Origin of the sequence: Denitrovibrio acetiphilus DSM 12809, from assembly GCF_000025725.1 — a bacterium.
GTDB classification, from domain to species: Bacteria; Chrysiogenota; Deferribacteres; order Deferribacterales; family Geovibrionaceae; genus Denitrovibrio; species Denitrovibrio acetiphilus.
Window position 1 is genome coordinate 1,951,710 of sequence record NC_013943.1, and the last position, 17,275, is coordinate 1,968,984.

The 17,275-nt window shown below is 42.5% G+C and carries 15 protein-coding genes; 9 read left to right on the plus strand and 6 right to left on the minus strand.

Features of this window, described 5'->3' with window-relative positions:
- Positions 1-7 precede the first annotated feature (7 nt).
- The 6 genes from DACET_RS09310 to DACET_RS09335 are packed head-to-tail and all read right to left on the minus strand — an operon-like array spanning position 8 to position 8,204.
- The gene (locus tag DACET_RS09310) at positions 8-1,084 is read right to left on the minus strand and encodes a glycosyltransferase family 9 protein (protein WP_013011124.1); all 1,077 of its coding nucleotides are present in this window, start codon (positions 1,082-1,084) and stop codon (positions 8-10) included.
- Complete coding sequence (gene rfaD, locus DACET_RS09315; protein ID WP_013011125.1) at positions 1,081-2,022, minus strand: ADP-glyceromanno-heptose 6-epimerase; 942 nt, start codon at positions 2,020-2,022, stop codon at positions 1,081-1,083. Before rfaD ends, DACET_RS09310 begins: the two co-directional genes overlap by 4 nt.
- A complete protein-coding gene (rfaE1, locus tag DACET_RS09320; protein WP_041230292.1) occupies positions 2,019-3,434 on the minus strand; it encodes a D-glycero-beta-D-manno-heptose-7-phosphate kinase in 1,416 nt (471 codons plus the stop codon). Before rfaE1 ends, rfaD begins: the two co-directional genes overlap by 4 nt.
- Before the next feature lie 5 nt (positions 3,435-3,439).
- Positions 3,440-4,162: a hypothetical protein gene (locus DACET_RS09325; RefSeq protein WP_013011127.1), complete on the minus strand. Its 723-nt coding sequence runs from the start codon at positions 4,160-4,162 to the stop codon at positions 3,440-3,442.
- Entirely contained in the window at positions 4,159-5,385 is a 1,227-nt protein-coding gene (locus DACET_RS09330; RefSeq protein ID WP_013011128.1) for a hypothetical protein, read from the minus strand. Before DACET_RS09330 ends, DACET_RS09325 begins: the two co-directional genes overlap by 4 nt.
- Positions 5,370-8,204, minus strand: coding sequence for an anaerobic glycerol-3-phosphate dehydrogenase subunit C (locus DACET_RS09335; protein ID WP_013011129.1), 2,835 nt, complete (start codon positions 8,202-8,204; stop codon positions 5,370-5,372). The genes DACET_RS09330 and DACET_RS09335 overlap by 16 nt, the downstream gene beginning before the upstream one ends.
- A gap of 177 nt (positions 8,205-8,381) precedes the next feature.
- On the opposite strand from DACET_RS09335, the gene pdxA reads away from it, so the two are divergent.
- The 9 genes from pdxA to rd all read left to right on the plus strand — a co-directional run bounded on the left by pdxA (position 8,382) and on the right by rd (position 17,247).
- Positions 8,382-9,344: a 4-hydroxythreonine-4-phosphate dehydrogenase PdxA gene (pdxA, locus tag DACET_RS09340; protein ID WP_041230293.1), complete on the plus strand. Its 963-nt coding sequence runs from the start codon at positions 8,382-8,384 to the stop codon at positions 9,342-9,344.
- Positions 9,328-10,131: a 16S rRNA (adenine(1518)-N(6)/adenine(1519)-N(6))-dimethyltransferase RsmA gene (gene rsmA / locus DACET_RS09345; protein ID WP_013011131.1), complete on the plus strand. Its 804-nt coding sequence runs from the start codon at positions 9,328-9,330 to the stop codon at positions 10,129-10,131. The genes pdxA and rsmA overlap by 17 nt, the downstream gene beginning before the upstream one ends.
- Positions 10,124-10,741: a 3'-5' exonuclease gene (locus DACET_RS09350; protein WP_013011132.1), complete on the plus strand. Its 618-nt coding sequence runs from the start codon at positions 10,124-10,126 to the stop codon at positions 10,739-10,741. Before rsmA ends, DACET_RS09350 begins: the two co-directional genes overlap by 8 nt.
- Positions 10,742-10,835: 94 nt before the next feature.
- Positions 10,836-11,681 (plus strand): acetyl-CoA carboxylase, carboxyltransferase subunit beta, encoded by an 846-nt coding sequence (gene accD, locus DACET_RS09355; protein ID WP_013011133.1) that lies wholly within the window; start codon positions 10,836-10,838, stop codon positions 11,679-11,681.
- On the plus strand, positions 11,678-12,817 hold the full coding sequence (locus DACET_RS09360; RefSeq protein WP_013011134.1) for a bifunctional folylpolyglutamate synthase/dihydrofolate synthase: 1,140 nt from the start codon (positions 11,678-11,680) through the stop codon (positions 12,815-12,817). Before accD ends, DACET_RS09360 begins: the two co-directional genes overlap by 4 nt.
- 26 nt (positions 12,818-12,843) lie before the next feature.
- On the plus strand, positions 12,844-15,012 hold the full coding sequence (locus DACET_RS09365) for an LPS-assembly protein LptD (RefSeq protein WP_013011135.1): 2,169 nt from the start codon (positions 12,844-12,846) through the stop codon (positions 15,010-15,012).
- Positions 14,999-16,027, plus strand: a complete 1,029-nt coding sequence (locus DACET_RS09370; RefSeq protein WP_013011136.1) for a hypothetical protein — start codon at positions 14,999-15,001, stop codon at positions 16,025-16,027. Before DACET_RS09365 ends, DACET_RS09370 begins: the two co-directional genes overlap by 14 nt.
- An 18-nt stretch (positions 16,028-16,045) precedes the next feature.
- Positions 16,046-17,035 carry a DHH family phosphoesterase gene (locus tag DACET_RS09375; protein ID WP_013011137.1) on the plus strand — a complete coding sequence of 330 codons (990 nt, stop codon included), beginning with the start codon at positions 16,046-16,048 and terminating at the stop codon, positions 17,033-17,035.
- A 50-nt stretch (positions 17,036-17,085) separates the two neighbouring features.
- On the plus strand, positions 17,086-17,247 hold the full coding sequence (gene rd / locus DACET_RS09380; protein ID WP_013011138.1) for a rubredoxin: 162 nt from the start codon (positions 17,086-17,088) through the stop codon (positions 17,245-17,247).
- Positions 17,248-17,275: the final 28 nt, after the last annotated feature.

The window sequence follows — 17,275 nt, forward strand, 5'->3', positions numbered from 1 at the left end:
TGTATCTTTATAAAATATAGCGCAAAACCTGATCAACTCCGATACGTTCCATCGCATCAAAATCAGCATCAGATTCATGCCCTAAGTCCAGCATTTTACCTACAAATTCTGGCCTGACATATGTAACATTTTCACCGAGTGCACCCCACCTCTCAGGGTTCGTAGCACCGAGGAGCTCAATGAGATTTGCTCCGCATGCGCCGGCAAGATGAGCTATGCCAGTATCAACCGATATTACATATCTGCATTTTCTCATGACGGGAACCAGCTCTTCAAGGTGCCTTTCCAGAAAATAAGTGCACGTGCTCAGCCCTGCAAATCCGGCTACTGCCTCAATGTATTCACGTTCATCATATGTTCCGCTGAAAATGATATCATATCCCTTATCGTCTAAATGCCTGATAAGCTCTGCCCATTTATCCATGCTCCACATGCGTTTGCTTGCCGTCTTACCTGACGCGCACATATGAACACATATAGAATTATCGCTAATATCAGCGTTTTCATATAAGTCAGTGATGTCAGTCCCATAAAGGCATATAATGCCTAGTGCCTCGGCAAGGGCTCTGAAATTATTCAGCTCATGCCTGTCGCTTCTATGCTCCACAGGAAGATCATAACCATAGTGCCTGTACTGCCTGTCACGTTTAAAGCCGACTCTGTACCTGCTTTTGATAAGCATACTGATGAATGCATCAAATCTGGGCCACTGTCCAAAATCTATTGAAATATCAAATTCTTTTAAGTGTCTGAGATCAAAAATAGAACTGAAATCAGAAAGGTCAGCAACTTTAAAATCTATGTTGTCGCTCAGTCTCCCTATCAGAAATTTTGCAGCGTAGTAATTTGCAATTCCTGTTACAACAGTTATCCGACAGTTGTGATAATGCTTAAGAATATCCTTCACAACTGCACTCATTAAAACTGTGTCACCTATGCCGGAAGTCTTTATAAGGCAGATGCGTCTTATATCTGCCGGTTTCCCACGCCGTTTTCTGTAAAGCGAAGGGAGGAAGATGAGCGGTATCCCGGCGTATCTGTCTGCAAATCTGTGAAAGTTTGTAACACGCCGGTTTGTCATCATTTTATATAGCCGTCAGTCTTCTCCAAAACATCAAGATAGGCATTCACACCGTCTTCCAGAGACATAAATTCGCCCTCATATCCTGCGGAACGGAGCTTATCAACATCAGCCTGAGTGTATTTCTGGTATTTTCCAACCAAAGATTCTGGAAAAGGTATTTCACTTACTAACGCATCAGTATATCTCTTTTTAAACACATCCGCGATGTCAGCGAAAGTTCTGTACTCTCCTGTACCGCAATTGTAAATGCCGTTCAGAAACGAATTTTCCATGAAATGCATATTGACATTAACCACATCATCAACATGTATAAAATCTCTTTTAAATTCTGTACTTCCCTCGAAGACCTTTATATGTTTGTTCTCTCTGTACTGGTTGAAGAAATGCCTGATAACAGACGCCATGCGCCCTTTGTGGTTTTCCTGCGGACCGAACACGTTAAAGTACCTGAGCCCCACCACCTGTGTTTTTACCACCTGCGGGAACTTACGAACATAGCTGTCGAAAAGATATTTGGAAAATGCATAAACATTGAGCGGGTATTCGCATTCACTCTTTTCAATAAATCCATCATCCCCGTTACCGTAAACCGATGCCGAGGAGGCATATATAAACCTTATCCCCTGCTGAACACAATTGTTAAACAGTGCACAGGAATAGTCATAGTTGTTTTCCATCATATATTTGCCGTCAGATTCCATAGTGTCGGAACAGGCTCCCTGGTGAAAAACAATCTCTATTTCACTTGCGATTTCATCAAAGATGTCGAAGAAGCTAGTTTTGTCTATGTAATCAGCAAAGTCCAGCCTATTGAGATTAAGATGCTTTGCGCTATTTTTAAGATTGTCGACTATCAGGATATCGTTGCGCCCTTTTTCATTAAGCGCCTTAACGATATTGCTTCCTATAAATCCTGCCCCGCCGGTTACTACTATCATTTATTAACTCCCTGCATATCTTCAATTGTTTTTGTCGTGGAATACCCCTCCACAAAATCCACTATCACAGTTTTTTTGGCATATTCACGCCCGACAACATCTTCAGCTTTATAATCCCCGCCTTTAACAAGGATATCGGGCTGGATAGTTTTTATAAGCTGAAAAGGCGTATCTTCATCAAATATCACTATTGCATCAATGAATTCCAGTGCAGCGAGAACTTCTGCTCTATCCATCTCACTGTTCATAGGTCTGCTGTCCCCTTTCAAGCTCTTCACTGAAGCATCGCTGTTCAGCCCCAGAATAAGTACGTCCCCCATAGATGCAGCTTTGCGAAGATAAGTCACATGTCCTCTATGAAGGATGTCGAAACACCCGTTTGTAAAAACTATTTTACGCTTCATTGAGCGGATATTAGCAACATAACTGTCAAGCTGGAAAGAGTTAAGAACTTTCGAATATGTGTTAAAAGATTCATTCAGCTCATCAAGAAGCACAGGAGCTGTGCCGACTTTACTGACAACTATTCCGGCGGCCTTGTTTGCCACTTTCACAGCTTCGCTTATATCGCTCCCTTTGCCAAGGCAAAGAGCGAGAGATGCAACGACAGTGTCGCCTGCACCTGAAACATCAAAAACTTCTCTCGCTTCAGTAGGGATGTGCATATATTCATCACGCCAGACAATGCTGATCCCTTTTTCACTTCTGGTAACAACGAGATACTTGACTCTTGTTCTTTCTATAACCTCTCTGGCTGCGAGAACAACCTCTTCGTCAACATTATCAACTTTGCGCCCGACAGCCTCAGCCAGCTCTTTTACGTTTGGAGTAATGGTTGTTGCTCCGGCATACTTACGCCAGTCAGCCCCCTTAGGGTCAACTATAACAGGGAGCCCCTTATTACATGCGAGCCTGATCACCTCTTCACATATCTCAAACGAACAGAAACCCTTTCCATAGTCAGAAATAACTACAGCAGAACACTTTTCCAGCTCTTTTTTGATATGATTAAGCGCCTTTTGAGCAAGCTTGTCTTTAACAGGAGTAACCTCTTCAAAGTCAAGCCTGACTATCTGCTGCTTATCACCTATTACACGAAGTTTTGTTGTGGTAGGACTTTCTGTCTCCACAAAAGAATATCTGGTATTTATCCCATCCAGCATCTTTTTAAGTGTGGCGCCGTCAGCGTCTTTCCCGCACGCACCCACAATAACGGAACCTGATTGAAGCCCGGATATATTATTTGCAACATTACCAGCTCCGCCAAGAGTTTGGGTCATTTTCTTAACATTCACCACAGGCACAGGAGCCTCAGGTGATATCCTCGAAACCGTACCAAAGTGATACCTGTCAAGCATCACATCCCCTATAATAAGGACGCTAATCCCCGTAAAATCATATTCTGACATCATCTGCCTCATTTTGTATTCATCAGTTTAAGCTCGTTTATCCTCTGCTCTGCCTTTTCATAATTATCATCAAAAGGCTGAACCTGCGAATACCAGTAGATTGCGTCTCTGACAAGGTGCTCATTAACACTCGGTTTTCCTGCAAATCCGCTGTAGCGTTCCTCACCGAGGCGAAACGCTATATCGCTCATTTTCCGCCTGACCTTTTCATTCTGGACATCTATATTGCTGAGGGCTTCATAAGCTCGTAAGAGATTTCCATCCCCTTCATGTTTCAAAGCATTTTTATAGCGTGCTTCCGGTGCATTTTCAAGCACAAGGGTTGAATCACGCTCAATTTTTCTCAAAAGCTCATCTGCCTTATCCTTAACCATAGAAGTAGATGTAACTTTAGATGCAAGTTCATAAGCTTTACTCATAGATAATTTTGCAGAGGATATCTGCCCGTTAAGAGCAAGATTTATTGCTTCCTGATATTTCGCTTCTGCTTCTTTAAGGTTCTGCTGTCCTTCGACAATAGGATAAACTTTCCCTTTAAGGGCTATTATTTTCCTGTTAAGCGGATTTTTACTCAGACCGATCTCAAGCAGATCATGTGCTTTTTTATATTGCCCCTCATCATAGAGGACTTTAGCCTCATCATAGTAGTCATAGCTCACATCTGAAAATGTGTAGTAGAGACCACCCGCAGAAAGAGCAATTATTAAAAGAAGAATTATATACTTCCTCACTGGGTGCCTCCGTTATATGTTGCTTTCAGTGATTCGTCTTTTATGCCTGAGGCTGTGCTGTCCGCAACATCTGTTTTACCAAGTTTACGGAATGCAGACGCTGTATAGAATTTGTCCATGTCGCCCTCTTTTTTAAAGAACATGTTAACCACAGACTGGTATTTTTCTTTTCTCATAAGGATTTCAGCGATCTTATATCTCTCTTCGCATTGATAAAATTTTGACTCGGATTTTCCTGTATAAAGCTCATTATAAAAAATATACTCTCCATATGAGCACATACCTGAAAATATAGCAGGTTTCAAAGAATCGATAAAAGCCGTGACTTTTTCTTTATCACCCGCCTTAACGAGACACGCCCCTTTCACCTGCACGAACTCAACTGAATATTCCTGCATACATTCATTTATAAGATCACAATCGAAAGGCTTTTCGCTTTTCTTATAAATATCTATTGCCCGGCAAGCATTTGCACCTGCCAGTTCATATTTGTCTTTGAATTTTTCAAACCCGGCAATAAAACTTTCTTTCTCACCCGCCTGCCACATCCTGTCCAGATCAAGCCCCACAACATCGCTGTCCTCATATACTGCACGAACTTTGCTGAAACGCTCCATGTCGCCGTTTTTATAAAAGTACAGTGCAAAGTATTTCTTAGTTTTAGCATCGAGGGTTGTCGGGTCGATACTGTCAAATACTGAACCAACAATTACAGGCTTATCAGAAAACTCGGATACAACTTTCAGTTTTGTACCTGTTTCTGTTGCGTTTTCTATTATTATCTTTGCAGCACTCTCGTCGGGTTTACACTCTGAGTCGAGATAGTAATTTATAGAATCTTCATCATTGGCTTTAACAAGATATGCTGATGCTGCACTGCAATCAGTTTTCGTGAGCATAATCATCATGTCTCTGGTCATCTGCTCTCTTTCAAACCGCCTGTCAACAACATCATCCACAGCCTTTAAATGAGCCAGTGATTTCTGATAATCCTTATCTGCCATATATATACGATAAAGTAGATAGTGAGCATAATCAGCCTTTCGCTTATCCGTTTCACCACCGAGATAGCTCTCAAGGGTTGGTGCGGATATTTCATAAAGTCCGTCACGAAATGCGCTCAGCCCAACGATATAATCATCCTCTCCGGCTGAAACTGATAAAGGTGCTATCAGCACAGCGGAAAGCACCAGAGCGAATAAAGTCATTATTTTTTGAGACATTCAGCTATCACCTCTATGGGATGCTTGATAACTTTTCCTCCGCCCATATGCACCATCTGAATAGTACATGTCGGGCAATCTGTCACTCCTACAGGCGCATCAGAGCGAATAAGCTTTTCTGTCATCGGAGAACCTATCTCTTTTGAAAGGTAATAGTTCTCCGCTTTCATCCCCCAGCTCCCAGCCATACCACAGCAATTACTTGCGAGGTCTTCAACATCTATCCCTTCAACACTGCGCAGCATATTTACAGAGCTGTCATTATCCGGCAGAATGCGGAAATGGCATGACTTATGATAAGCAAGTTTAACACCTGAGGCTTCAAGTTCCAGCTTATCCCTGTTTTCATTCACTAGAGTGCTGATGTGTACCAGCTTATCCTTTATTTTATCTATAATCTCATCACTGCGTATATACGCCCACTCTTTATAAAGCGAGAGCCCGCAGGATGTGCAGGTAGTGACAATATAATCAACTTCATCAACAAGATGACCCCAGCTCTCAATATTCTGGTCTATCTTCTTTTTAGAACCGTCACGTATACCTTTCGAAAGATGAGGCAGCCCGCAGCAGTGTTGCTCAGGGACGATAACCTCAAAGCCTGCCTTTTCCAGCACCTGTACAGCAGACATCCCTATGTTCGGTCTGACATACCCGGCGTAACATCCGGAGAAAAACATAACTTTCTTGCCCCCCTCTGGAGATTTATGACCAGCAAGCCGGTCGAAAAGTGAAAGTCTATCCAGAGGAACAAACTCGCGCTCGGCAGCTATTCCTGATGTCAGTTCCAGAACTTTACGTGACGCTCTGAAGCGCATAAACGGCTCCATAGCCCATGTGATCTTACGCAGTTTACGCCCCATAGTCTCAAGATGGGTCGGAACCATATCTGAGAATTTTGATCCGAACTTTTTAACATACTGAGCTTTTGCTTCCATGCTGAGTTTAGGGATATTAACATTTGAAGGGCACTCAACATGACAGCTTCCGCAGGTAACACAGTGACTGATCACTTCCTGAAGAGATTTCTCATAGATAGCTTTATTGTCTATTGCACCGCTCATCAGCGCCCGAAGGATATTAGCTTTAGCTTTAGGCGCAGACAGTTCGTCTCTGGTCACTTTATATACAGGGCACATTCTGGTTGCAGGGGTAACAGTAGTACACTTAGAACAGCCGTGACACTTTTCAGCCTCTTCAGTAAAGCCCTCTGCCCACACAAGACGCTTATCTTTCATGTCGCTGCTGCGATAGTCTTTACCAAATCTCAGATATTTCATCATTTGATATTCATCATGAAGTGTTAAGATATCGGGGTTGAGCCTTCGTTCAGGATCAAATACTGATTTAACATCCTGAAATACATCATAAAGTTCCCCGTACTGTTTTTTGATATAGCAGCTTCTCAGCCTTCCGTCACCGTGTTCTCCGCTGACAGCTCCACCGAGCCTGTTCACAAGCTCAAACACCTTGTCATCGAGCTTTTTCAACATTTCGATATCGTATGGATCTTTAAGATCGAGAAGAGGTCTCGTATGCAGAAGCCCCTTTGCGATGTGACCATATATAACAAAATCAACTTCGTGCTCTTCCAGAAGACTGTACAAACCTTCAAAGTATTCAACAAGCCTGTCCGTAGGTACAGCCGCATCTTCGATAAGAGCGAGTATCTTCTTTTTACCTTTCAGTTTGTAGAGGATCGGAACAGCTGCCTTCCGCACAGCCCAGAATTTTGCTTTCTCCTCTGCTGTTGCAGCCATGTGCATTTCGGGGGAAAGGTTTTCACGCTCCAGTATCTCTCTCGCCTGTTCAGCTAGTGCAGAGGTCTCCTCTTCGCTGTAACCGTCAAACTCGATCATGCAAACATTGTCATAACCGTCAGGAATTGCTTCTCTGAGCTTTGCGTCGGATTCTTTTGCAAGACTCAGGAGCGATTTGTCCATAATCTCTATCCCGGCGGGATTCATAGGTAAAATAGCCTGAACAGCTTTTGCGGAATTTATGATATTATCGAAATAAGCCACAACAAGGCTGTCGTGAGTGGGTTTATCAAGTAATCTGAATTTAAGTCTGGTGGTAACAGCAAGGGTTCCTTCGGATCCTCCGAGAAGTTTTCCAAGGTGCAGGCTGCTGTTTTTAAGCATATCGCGCAGATTATAACCGTTTGAATTATATTTTACAGGCGGGTATCCTTTTTTGATAAGCTCTGAATTCTCTTCGCATATCTGCATAAGCTTTTTAAAAGGCTCATCCAGATCCTCATACACAGTCTCTGCAAGTCCGCTCAGGGTATATATATTCCCTTCGGTAGTAACAAACTCTGCATCTTCGATATAATCAGCAACATTGCCATATTTCACCGAATGAGCACCGCTTGCATTTGTGCCGTACATACCGCCGAAAGTGGCATACTCGCCACTGGACGGGTCAGGAGGAAAGAAAAGCCCCTGCCCCTTCAACTCTAGTTCAAGTTCTCCGAAGCGGTACCCGGGGAGGCAGGTAAAAGTTTTCCCTCTCACATCCAGCTCTATAAGCCCGTTCATATATTTTGCAAAATCAAGAATTATACCGTTACCGATGGCAGAACCGCAAAGACCGCTCCCTGCGCCCCTGCTGTGAACGGAAAGTCCATACCGCGAAGCAAACTTAACCGCGGTCACAACATCCTCTACATCTTTTGGGTAGACAACGCATGCCGGCTCAACCCTAAAGATCGAACCGTCTGTGGAATGAAGATATCTGCGGACTGTGTCGGTATAAACATCCCCTTTTATATTCTCTGAAAGTTCTTCAAAAATGTTTTTAGTAAGTTGTGGCATTTTGACTCCGGATTTTATAAAGTGCAAAACCTGCTGATGCTGTAAGCGATCATAAGTTTTTGTATAGTACAGTTATTTTTTCTTCATTTCAAATGCTTAATATAATATATAAAGGACTTTTTTACGCAAGTTTTTAACACTTGAAACAGTGGGGACAATGGGATATTCTCTATGACTATGAAAAAACCAAAGATTGCAATAACAACAGGAGACCCTTCCGGCATAGGTCCAGAGATAGCATGCAGACTTGCCTCAGAGCTTGATGGTTCTGAAGAATATGATGCAGTTTTTATCTCATATGAAAATGTGATCAAGTCAGCATTTGAAAATATTATAAAAGCACCAATGCCTGAAATGACTATAATTGAACCGGATGAAAAGCTGGATCTGAAGATCGAACACGGTCTGATCAAACCTGAATACGGCAAAGCATCCATGCTCTATGTGGAAAAAGCAGTACAGATGGCAATGAGCGGCGAGGTAGATGCAGTTGTAACATGCCCTATTAACAAGGCATCCATCAAAGCAGGCGGCTATAATTACCCCGGACATACAGAGTTCCTCGGCTACCTGACACGAACAAGATATTTCTCCATGCTCATGGTGGGGAAAAATATACGGACAGTGCTCGCGACAACGCATGTTCCCATGGCGGAGCTTGTGGATAAACTTGATGAAAACAGCATCATGAATGCGATTGTAAATGCACATGAAGCAGGTCAGTTCTTTTGTGGAAAACGTCAGCCGAAAATAGCTGTATGCGGACTCAACCCACATGCAGGAGATAACGGCGCACTCGGCGACGAGGAAATTACCCTCATAACACCAGTGATTGACATCGCACGGGCAGGCGGGATGGACGTAGAAGGTCCGTTCCCAGCGGATTCCCTATTCCCCAAGGCTGCAAAAGGGGAATACGACTTTGTAGTAGTCATGTATCACGATCAGGGGCTTATACCTGTGAAGCTGGAAGCGTTCGGGAATGCAGTAAACGTCACTCTGAACCTTCCTATAATAAGAACATCCGTGGACCACGGAACCGCTTTTGAAATAGCCGGAAAAGGGATCGCAGACCACCACAGCCTCATAAGGGCTATTGATGTGGCTGTAGAAATGGTGAAAAATGCTCAATCTGCTTGATATATATAAGAGAGAGTTCGGGTATACGAAAAAGAAATTCGGACAACACTTTCTCACAAGCAAACAGTTTATAGACATGATAGCGGAATCTCTCGCCTCTGCCGAATGCAGACAAATTGTGGAAATCGGACCCGGCTGCGGTGTTCTAACCCACGCTATGCTTGAAAAAGGCGCAAGTGTCACCGCTGTGGAAATCGACGAAGACCTTGCCGAGTTCCTCCCTAGATATTTATTTATCTATAAAGGCTTTAAGGTCATTAATGCTGACTTTATGCTCATCACAGAAGACCAGCTCCCTGACGGTAAAATCGCTTTTGCCGGGAACCTGCCGTACAACGTTTCTGTGGATATCTTGATGCATTGTGTCAAATTTTTCCACAAAATTGAAAAAATGACATTCATGTTTCAAAAGGAAGTAGCAGACAGAATTAATGCGAAACCAAATAATAAAGAATACACATCACTATCAGTCATAACCTCTTATTTCTTTGAAAAGAAAAAACTTAAAGACATATCAGGCGGACAGTTCTGGCCCAACACGAAAGTACGTTCGACTGTTCTGGAGTTTTATCCGAAAGAACGCCATTTCAGCGCAGAAAAAGAGTTACGCTTTCTCAGTTTTGTAAAAAATTCTTTCATGATGAAACGTAAAACTCTGCATAATAACCTGAAATCATATCCAAACCACCTTGAAGCGATGGAAAAAGCCGGACTTGCCGCCAACATCCGCGGAGAACAGATGGAGCTTAAAGACTTCATACGACTTTTTGAGGAAATTGATGTTTGATATACCATTTGACCAGCTTACATTCACAGTTTTTGACACAGAAACTACAGGTATGTCACCTGACAAAGGCGCGCGTCTGCTTGAGATAGGTGCTGTAAAAGTTAAACCGGGGCTGGTGCTCGACCTGCAGGATTCTTTCTGCACACTGATAAACCCTAAAGCTCCGATACCTTATAACGCATACTCCGTACACGGGATAAGCACAGCTATGGTCGCAGACAAGCCAGAGATAAAAGATGTTCTGCCCGGCTTTTTCAGTTTTACCGAAAATACTATCATTGCAGCACACAATGCCCGTTTTGACTGTTCATTTGTGTCTCACCACAGCGCCGAGTGCTGCATTGTCAACCCGATGACCAAAATAGTTGACACAGTTAAACTTGCCAAAAGTGCGCACTCAGGGCTTAAAAGCTATTCTCTTGGAAACCTTATACATTACTTTAGTATGGATATCCCCCTTCCCGACACCTACAGACACAGAGCGTTATACGATGCAGCCCATACAGCTCTTCTGCTGACTATTTGCCTTAAAAAACTCGCCGCACAAGACATATGCACCATGCGTCACATATCTAAACTACCAAAATCACCTATATACCTCTGGCAATAATCCGAGAAAATTCTTGCAATTATATATGAACAGTTTTAGAATTGAACCAGTTAGCATGTTACAGGAACACCTGTAAACATTAATTGGAGTCGATATGGGTATTAGAGATTTTCTTAGCGAAAAGATACAAAAAGTTGGCGTTATTGCCAAAAAACAGATTGACGAAAACCTCTGGATGAAGTGCTCTGCCTGTGGTGAGGTTAATTATCACCGTGAGGTAACAAAAAATCTTAACACATGCCCCAGATGCGGCAAACACTTCATTATCCCCGCAATGGATAAAATTAATATACTATTAGACAAGGGCTCCTTTCAGGAAATGGACTCCGGTCTCAGATCACTCGATCCTCTAAAGTTCAGAGACAGTAAAAAATATACCGACAGAGTCAAAGCCGCTGTGAAGAAAACAAAGATGAACGACGCTTTTGTTTCCGGCGTGGGTCGTATAAATGGAAAACCTGTGCACATAGGTGCATATGAGTTTAACTTTCTTGGCGGAAGCATGGGAAGCGTTGTTGGCGAAAAGATTGTCCGGCTCATAGAGAGCGCTATTGAAAACAATCAGCACGTCATCACTATAAGCTGCTCCGGCGGTGCCAGAATGCAGGAGAGCATACTCTCACTAATGCAGATGGCAAAAACTTCTGCGGCTCTCGTTAAGCTACGCAAAGCGGGGCTTGCACACATTTCTCTCCTGACTGACCCGACAACCGGCGGTGTAACCGCAAGTTATGCAATGCTCGGAGATGTGAACATAGCCGAGCCAGGTTCTCTGATCTGCTTTGCAGGACCGAGAGTTATCGAACAAACAATACGCCAGACACTCCCCGAAGGGTTTCAGCGCGCAGAGTTCCTCCTTGAACACGGAATGATAGATATGGTTCTCTCAAGGAAAGAGTGGAAAGAAACAATATATAAACTATTGGAATTTTTCGGTTGAAAACACTCTATGCCTTTGAGTCGTTTTATAAAGACAGAGGCGAGTTCAAAACAATGGAACTCACTCTGGACCGCATCAGGTCAGCCGCTTCCGAGTGCAGCATTGACGACAATATCGCCAAGACCGTTATACACATAGCAGGCACTAACGGCAAAGGCAGCACCGCAGCTTTCATTGAGCAGATACTCAAACATAGAGGACTAACCACCGGATGCTACTCTTCACCACATATAATCTCTATTGAAGAGCGTATAAGAATCAACGGCAGCGATATCAAAAGAGAAACCTTTGACGATTTATTTAATGACTTAAAAGCTGTGATAGTTAAACACGACCTGAGCTATTTTGAGGGGCTGACTCTCATAGCCTTCAAATATTTTAAAGATAATATGCCCGATGCTGCAATCATAGAAACCGGACTCGGCGGTCGTTTCGATTCCACAAACATTCTTGAAAGAAAAATACCTGTAATAACTTCTATATCAAAAGACCATGTTGAGTATCTCGGCGATGATGTATTGCAGATTGCTGATGAAAAGATCGCAATCGTCAAAAACAACCTTTTAGTATTCGTCGGCAGCAATACTGAATATATGAACAAGTATCTAGATTATAAATTGCACTCAAAAACTATTGTTCGGGCAAAATACAGCAGCAGCGAGTATATGGGACAATCTTACCCCTTTTCTGACAATCTCCGCCTTGCTGAAAGTGTCTGCGACTACATTGTTTCTGGAACTATGCCTGAGTCTTTTAAGCTGCCGCCATGCCGCGGGGAGGTCTTCGGAAGGTTCATCCTTGAGGGAGCACATAACGAAGATGCATTAACCAAGCTGGCTGAAAGATTCCGTGGTAAAAAACCTACAGTAATCTTTTCAACGACAAACGACAGAGACACCATGGCTCTCCTTGAGATTATCAAAACATTCTCAGACACAATAATTCTCACAACGATACCGGACAACGAAAGAAGTATTAACCTAAACGATATATCTACCAATATTATAAAGGAGGAAGCACCCGGGCAGGCTCTTAAAATAGCCGTTGAACTTAGCGAAAATGCTGATATACTCGTATGCGGTTCGTTTTATCTCTGCGCGCATGTCAGGGAAATATTGTCTAAAGGTATGCTGTGAAAAGGCTAATCGTTTTATTTATATTAATGTGTACACCTGTTTTTGCTCAGGATAAAGTCACAATTGAAGCTGACAATGTTGAAACCCCTAAAGAGTCAGTTTTTCACGCCAAGGGCAATGTTAAAATCTTTCAGGGCAATAAAACAATGCTCGCTGATGAAATATTCTATTTCAAAGATCAAAACAAAATTCACGCTATAAATAATGTCCGGCTTACCGAGGATGACACTTTTATTGACTGCGACGAAATGTTGTATGATACGGAAAAGCAGTCTGGCGAATTCACGAATGCAAAGGCTTTCATGCCCCCATATCATTTCATAAATGCTTCGCAGATAGACAGATTAAATACATACACTTATCAGATGAAAGATGCGGTTTATACAACATGCAACGGCAAAGTTCCCGACTGGTCTTTTAAATCATCCAGTGCAAACCTGATACTCGGAGGCTACCTCTCTGCGTGGCACACCACCGGCAGGGTCAAAGAAGTCCCTGTTGTTTACACACCCTACTTCCTCTACCCTGTCAAAACAGAACGGGAGACAGGATTTCTTGTTCCCGATTTCGGATTCAGCGGAAACATGGGACCGTTTATTCAGCCTAAGTTCTTCTGGAACATAGATGTTGATCAGGATGCAACCTTCACTGCATTGCTGCCATCCGGTAAAACGCCTCTGTATGGTGTCGAGCACCGTTATCTTCCCAATACATCCAGCAGCATGTATTCTTATGTCGAATATACGAAAGAGGAAAAACTGCACCCTGATAATAACTCAAGCGGCGACTACACCATTGACGAAAAACCCGGACGCTATTTTGTCTATAATAATACAAACCTTCAGATAACCGAGAACCTTTCTATTCTGGCTCAGATTGACAATGTGTCCGATTATGAATACTTAGACGACTACCTTAAATTCAGCATGCTTGACGACTATGAGAACAGCACTGACGTATTTCATACAAAACTAATGCTGAATTATGGGATGAAATATGCTGACTTTTCACTTAACTATCTGGACACAATGGAATATAACGTCGGAGGCAGCTACGTTAAGGAGCACACATATTCCGCACCACAGCTTACCCTGAGGAAAACCATTACTAAATTTCCGGTTTACTTCACTTACCTCGCTCAACACGATAACGTCAGATATACCAGATACATATATAACTACTCATCAGAAGCCAAAAATGCAGCAGAATACCGATATGACAGAGATCATTTAAAAGTTAAGTTTTATAAGCCGTTTGACCTTTATATAGCAACTTTTACCCCTTCTCTGAGTCTTATGCAAACCAGATGGTATAACCTCAGCGACAACCTCAACATACCCGCTGACCATGATGTTTCGTCTTTCGCAAGCGTTAACGCAGGAGACGACAGCTACAGCAGAAGGATTTACAGTCAGAGACACACATTGAAATTCAATGAGATTTATAAAGAGTACAGCCCTTTCAGGCATTCTATTTACAATACAATTGAATATCTTCAGACCCCTTATGTTAACCATAAATACATCCCAGATAACATTGCTGACGATCTGATAGACGTAGAGAGAGAATATATCTATACATTAAATAACTATTTCCTCGCTGAGAAATGGTCAGTATCACTGAAAAACAGCCTCCGTCATAACCTGCGCGACGAAGATAAAACCAGTGACGGCAGAGATTACTACCTGACAGACTTAACAATTAACACCAATCCGGTTGCCTTTCACATTAAACATGAATATAACAAAGACAAACGCACAGACGATTTTTTAAGCAGCTCGATACGATTGAAGTTCAACCCTTTCTACATAAGAGCAGCATATTCTTTTGACAAAGACGAATACAATGGCGAAGATAACAATACTTCTGCTGAGCTTGCATTTGTGTACTCTACAAACAGATACGACCTCTCATACACAAGAAGCATCTCCGGTATGAATACGGCAGCAACCACAGCAAACCTTGACGAAAGAGCGGATACGCTTGAATTCACTTACAAAAAAGACTGCTGGTCATTTGGCATCAGCTATATACGCGAAACAGACCCGGCAAATGTCGATATGAAAGACGGAAACGAGGTCGAGCATACGATTCTGTTCCACATAGCTCTGAAAGGACTAAGCAACCCAAAAACGGGTTTCAGAAATACAAATACCACATATTTTGATGAGGATGATACTGATGATGAAATTTAAAGCTCTTACCATAATCTTTATTCTGTTAATAACCGCAACTTCGTTTGCGTACGTAATACAAGGTTCCTCCACACAGCCAGTAATGAACGGCGACATAACCGACGCAGATGCTAAGGCACGCGAACAGGCACTCCTGAACGCCCTTAAGAACTATTTCGACAGGCTTCAGTCAGACCAGCCAGACAAGGAAATCCCCGATGTTACCACTGAATTCTTCAAATTCATAAAAAGCTATAAGATCGCAGACAGAGGCTTTGCCAATGATACTGTGACATACACCGTCCTTGCTGATGTTGATGATGTCGCACTGAACGACCTCACTTATTTTGTTCAAAACGCTGTTAATACCGTCGTTTACAATATATCCGGTGTACCGCCTGAAAACTCCATAGATAACAATATAGAAGAAGCCTTTAAGGAATATAAGTTTGATATAAAACATCAGTCCGGATATCAGGCAAGCCTACGTGAGAACTCTACTAAATCTGAAAGAGTCAGCACCTTTAAAGCAAGTCAGTCCCAATATTTCATGGAAATGTCAGTTGTCCGTGAACCGGCAGGCGAAGGCGAATGCACCGTTATTCTCACAACTGAAACACACTCAAAAACAAGAGAATTCACAACACTTAAAACTAAAAGTCACACCAGGGGTGACAGTGAAGAAGCTTGTGTCGCATCAGCGGTTTCACTCTCACTTGTTAAGACTCTCGGCTATGTCCGAACCAACTTTATCCCTCTCCCTGCTGGAGAAACAGTTCTCAGCAAATTTAATGTCATTGCAAAAAATTATGCCAACTTTGCAGTACCTAAAAAGCTTATGGACGAACTTAAAAAACGTTCTTTTATAGATTCTTACAAAATAACCAGCTTTGCCGGCAGTAAACTGGATATTGAAGTCACCACATACGTAGATATCGACGTGCTAATCAAAAAACTGCAAAGTATTGAAGAAGAATATGGTTTTTCAGCCAGGAAAGACGACATGACTAACATTTTACTTGATTTTGCACAGTAACAGGCTTACCCTTTTCAGATGATAGATCAGATTTTAGAGGATATTAAACCGAAAAGGAAAGTCCTCATACTGACCCATAATAACCCCGACCCTGATACCATTGCTGCGGCATTCGGGATGAAATTCATTCTGAGCAAAGCTTTAAAAAAGCGATGCACAATAGCGTATCACGGAATAGTCGGAAGAGCCGAAAATAGAGAGCTTGTTAAAGCATGCCTTATTGACATGCACTTATCCACTAAGCTCAACTTTTCCAGATACGACTATCTGATAGTTGTGGACACACAGCCAAAGGCAGGAAATGTACTTATACCGGCAGGCTTCAACGCCGATGTTTCAATAGACCACCACAATTTCCGTGTCAGCACGAAACAGATAAAACTATATGACGTACGACCACATGCAGGGAGTACGAGTACGATAATAGTCGAATATATGAAACATCTCGGCATGACTCCGGATGCAAATACCGCAACCGCTTTGTATTACGGTATAAAAACTGATACTGTCGGCTCCGGGCGATCGAGCAGCAGCCATGACCTTGAGATGATGTCTTATATATTTCCAAATATTTCACTCAAAAAGCTAACCCGTATAGAAAATCCTGAACTTCCGCGTTATTATTACAAGAACCTCAGAAAAGCACTGGACTGTGCAGAGATAATGGACGATATCATCTTCTGCAACCTCGGTGATGTCCGCAATGCAGACCTGATTGCTGAAACAAGCGATTTCCTGCTGAAAATGCGCGACATCAAATGGACTTTCGTGGTTGGTAAAATTGACAATAGCGGCTACTTTTCTCTGCGTTCCAAATCTGCACGGATGAAAGTCGGAAGGATTGCAATGTCTCTGGTCAAAGGTCTCGGTACAGGCGGAGGTCACATGAAATCTGCCGGCGGACAGATTTCGCTGGAAGGGAAAGACTATGAAGATATTACAAACATTATAAAGACTCGTCTGCTCAAAAAAGCAGGCTTTAAGGGTGAAGATATCAAAAAAGTTTGACTTCACTAAAGAGATAGATATACTCTTAATATTAGTATAAGGAGGCACACATGAAGTATATTTGCACAGTTTGCGGATGGATTTATGATCCAGAACTTGGTGATCCTGACAACGGCATTGACGCTGGTACTGCTTTTAAAGACATTCCCGATGACTGGGTCTGCCCCGAATGCGGAGTAGGCAAAGACGGCTTTGAGCCATACGAAGGTTAATAAAATAAAGCCACCTTATATGGTGGCT

Bases quoted from the DNA above. Each gene is read 5' to 3' on its own strand.
- DACET_RS09350 (WP_013011132.1), top strand. From the start codon at position 10,124: ATGTTTGATATACCATTTGACCAGCTTACATTCACAGTTTTTGACACA.
- DACET_RS09335 (WP_013011129.1), bottom strand. From the start codon at position 8,204: ATGCCACAACTTACTAAAAACATTTTTGAAGAACTTTCAGAGAATATA.
- pdxA (WP_041230293.1), top strand. From the start codon at position 8,382: ATGAAAAAACCAAAGATTGCAATAACAACAGGAGACCCTTCCGGCATA.
- DACET_RS09370 (WP_013011136.1), top strand. From the start codon at position 14,999: ATGATGAAATTTAAAGCTCTTACCATAATCTTTATTCTGTTAATAACC.
- rfaE1 (WP_041230292.1), bottom strand. From the start codon at position 3,434: ATGATGTCAGAATATGATTTTACGGGGATTAGCGTCCTTATTATAGGG.
- DACET_RS09310 (WP_013011124.1), bottom strand. From the start codon at position 1,084: ATGATGACAAACCGGCGTGTTACAAACTTTCACAGATTTGCAGACAGA.
- rfaD (WP_013011125.1), bottom strand. From the start codon at position 2,022: ATGATAGTAGTAACCGGCGGGGCAGGATTTATAGGAAGCAATATCGTT.
- DACET_RS09365 (WP_013011135.1), top strand. From the start codon at position 12,844: ATGTGTACACCTGTTTTTGCTCAGGATAAAGTCACAATTGAAGCTGAC.
- DACET_RS09375 (WP_013011137.1), top strand. From the start codon at position 16,046: ATGATAGATCAGATTTTAGAGGATATTAAACCGAAAAGGAAAGTCCTC.
- rd (WP_013011138.1), top strand. From the start codon at position 17,086: ATGAAGTATATTTGCACAGTTTGCGGATGGATTTATGATCCAGAACTT.
- accD (WP_013011133.1), top strand. From the start codon at position 10,836: ATGGGTATTAGAGATTTTCTTAGCGAAAAGATACAAAAAGTTGGCGTT.
- rsmA (WP_013011131.1), top strand. From the start codon at position 9,328: ATGCTCAATCTGCTTGATATATATAAGAGAGAGTTCGGGTATACGAAA.
- DACET_RS09330 (WP_013011128.1), bottom strand. From the start codon at position 5,385: ATGTCTCAAAAAATAATGACTTTATTCGCTCTGGTGCTTTCCGCTGTG.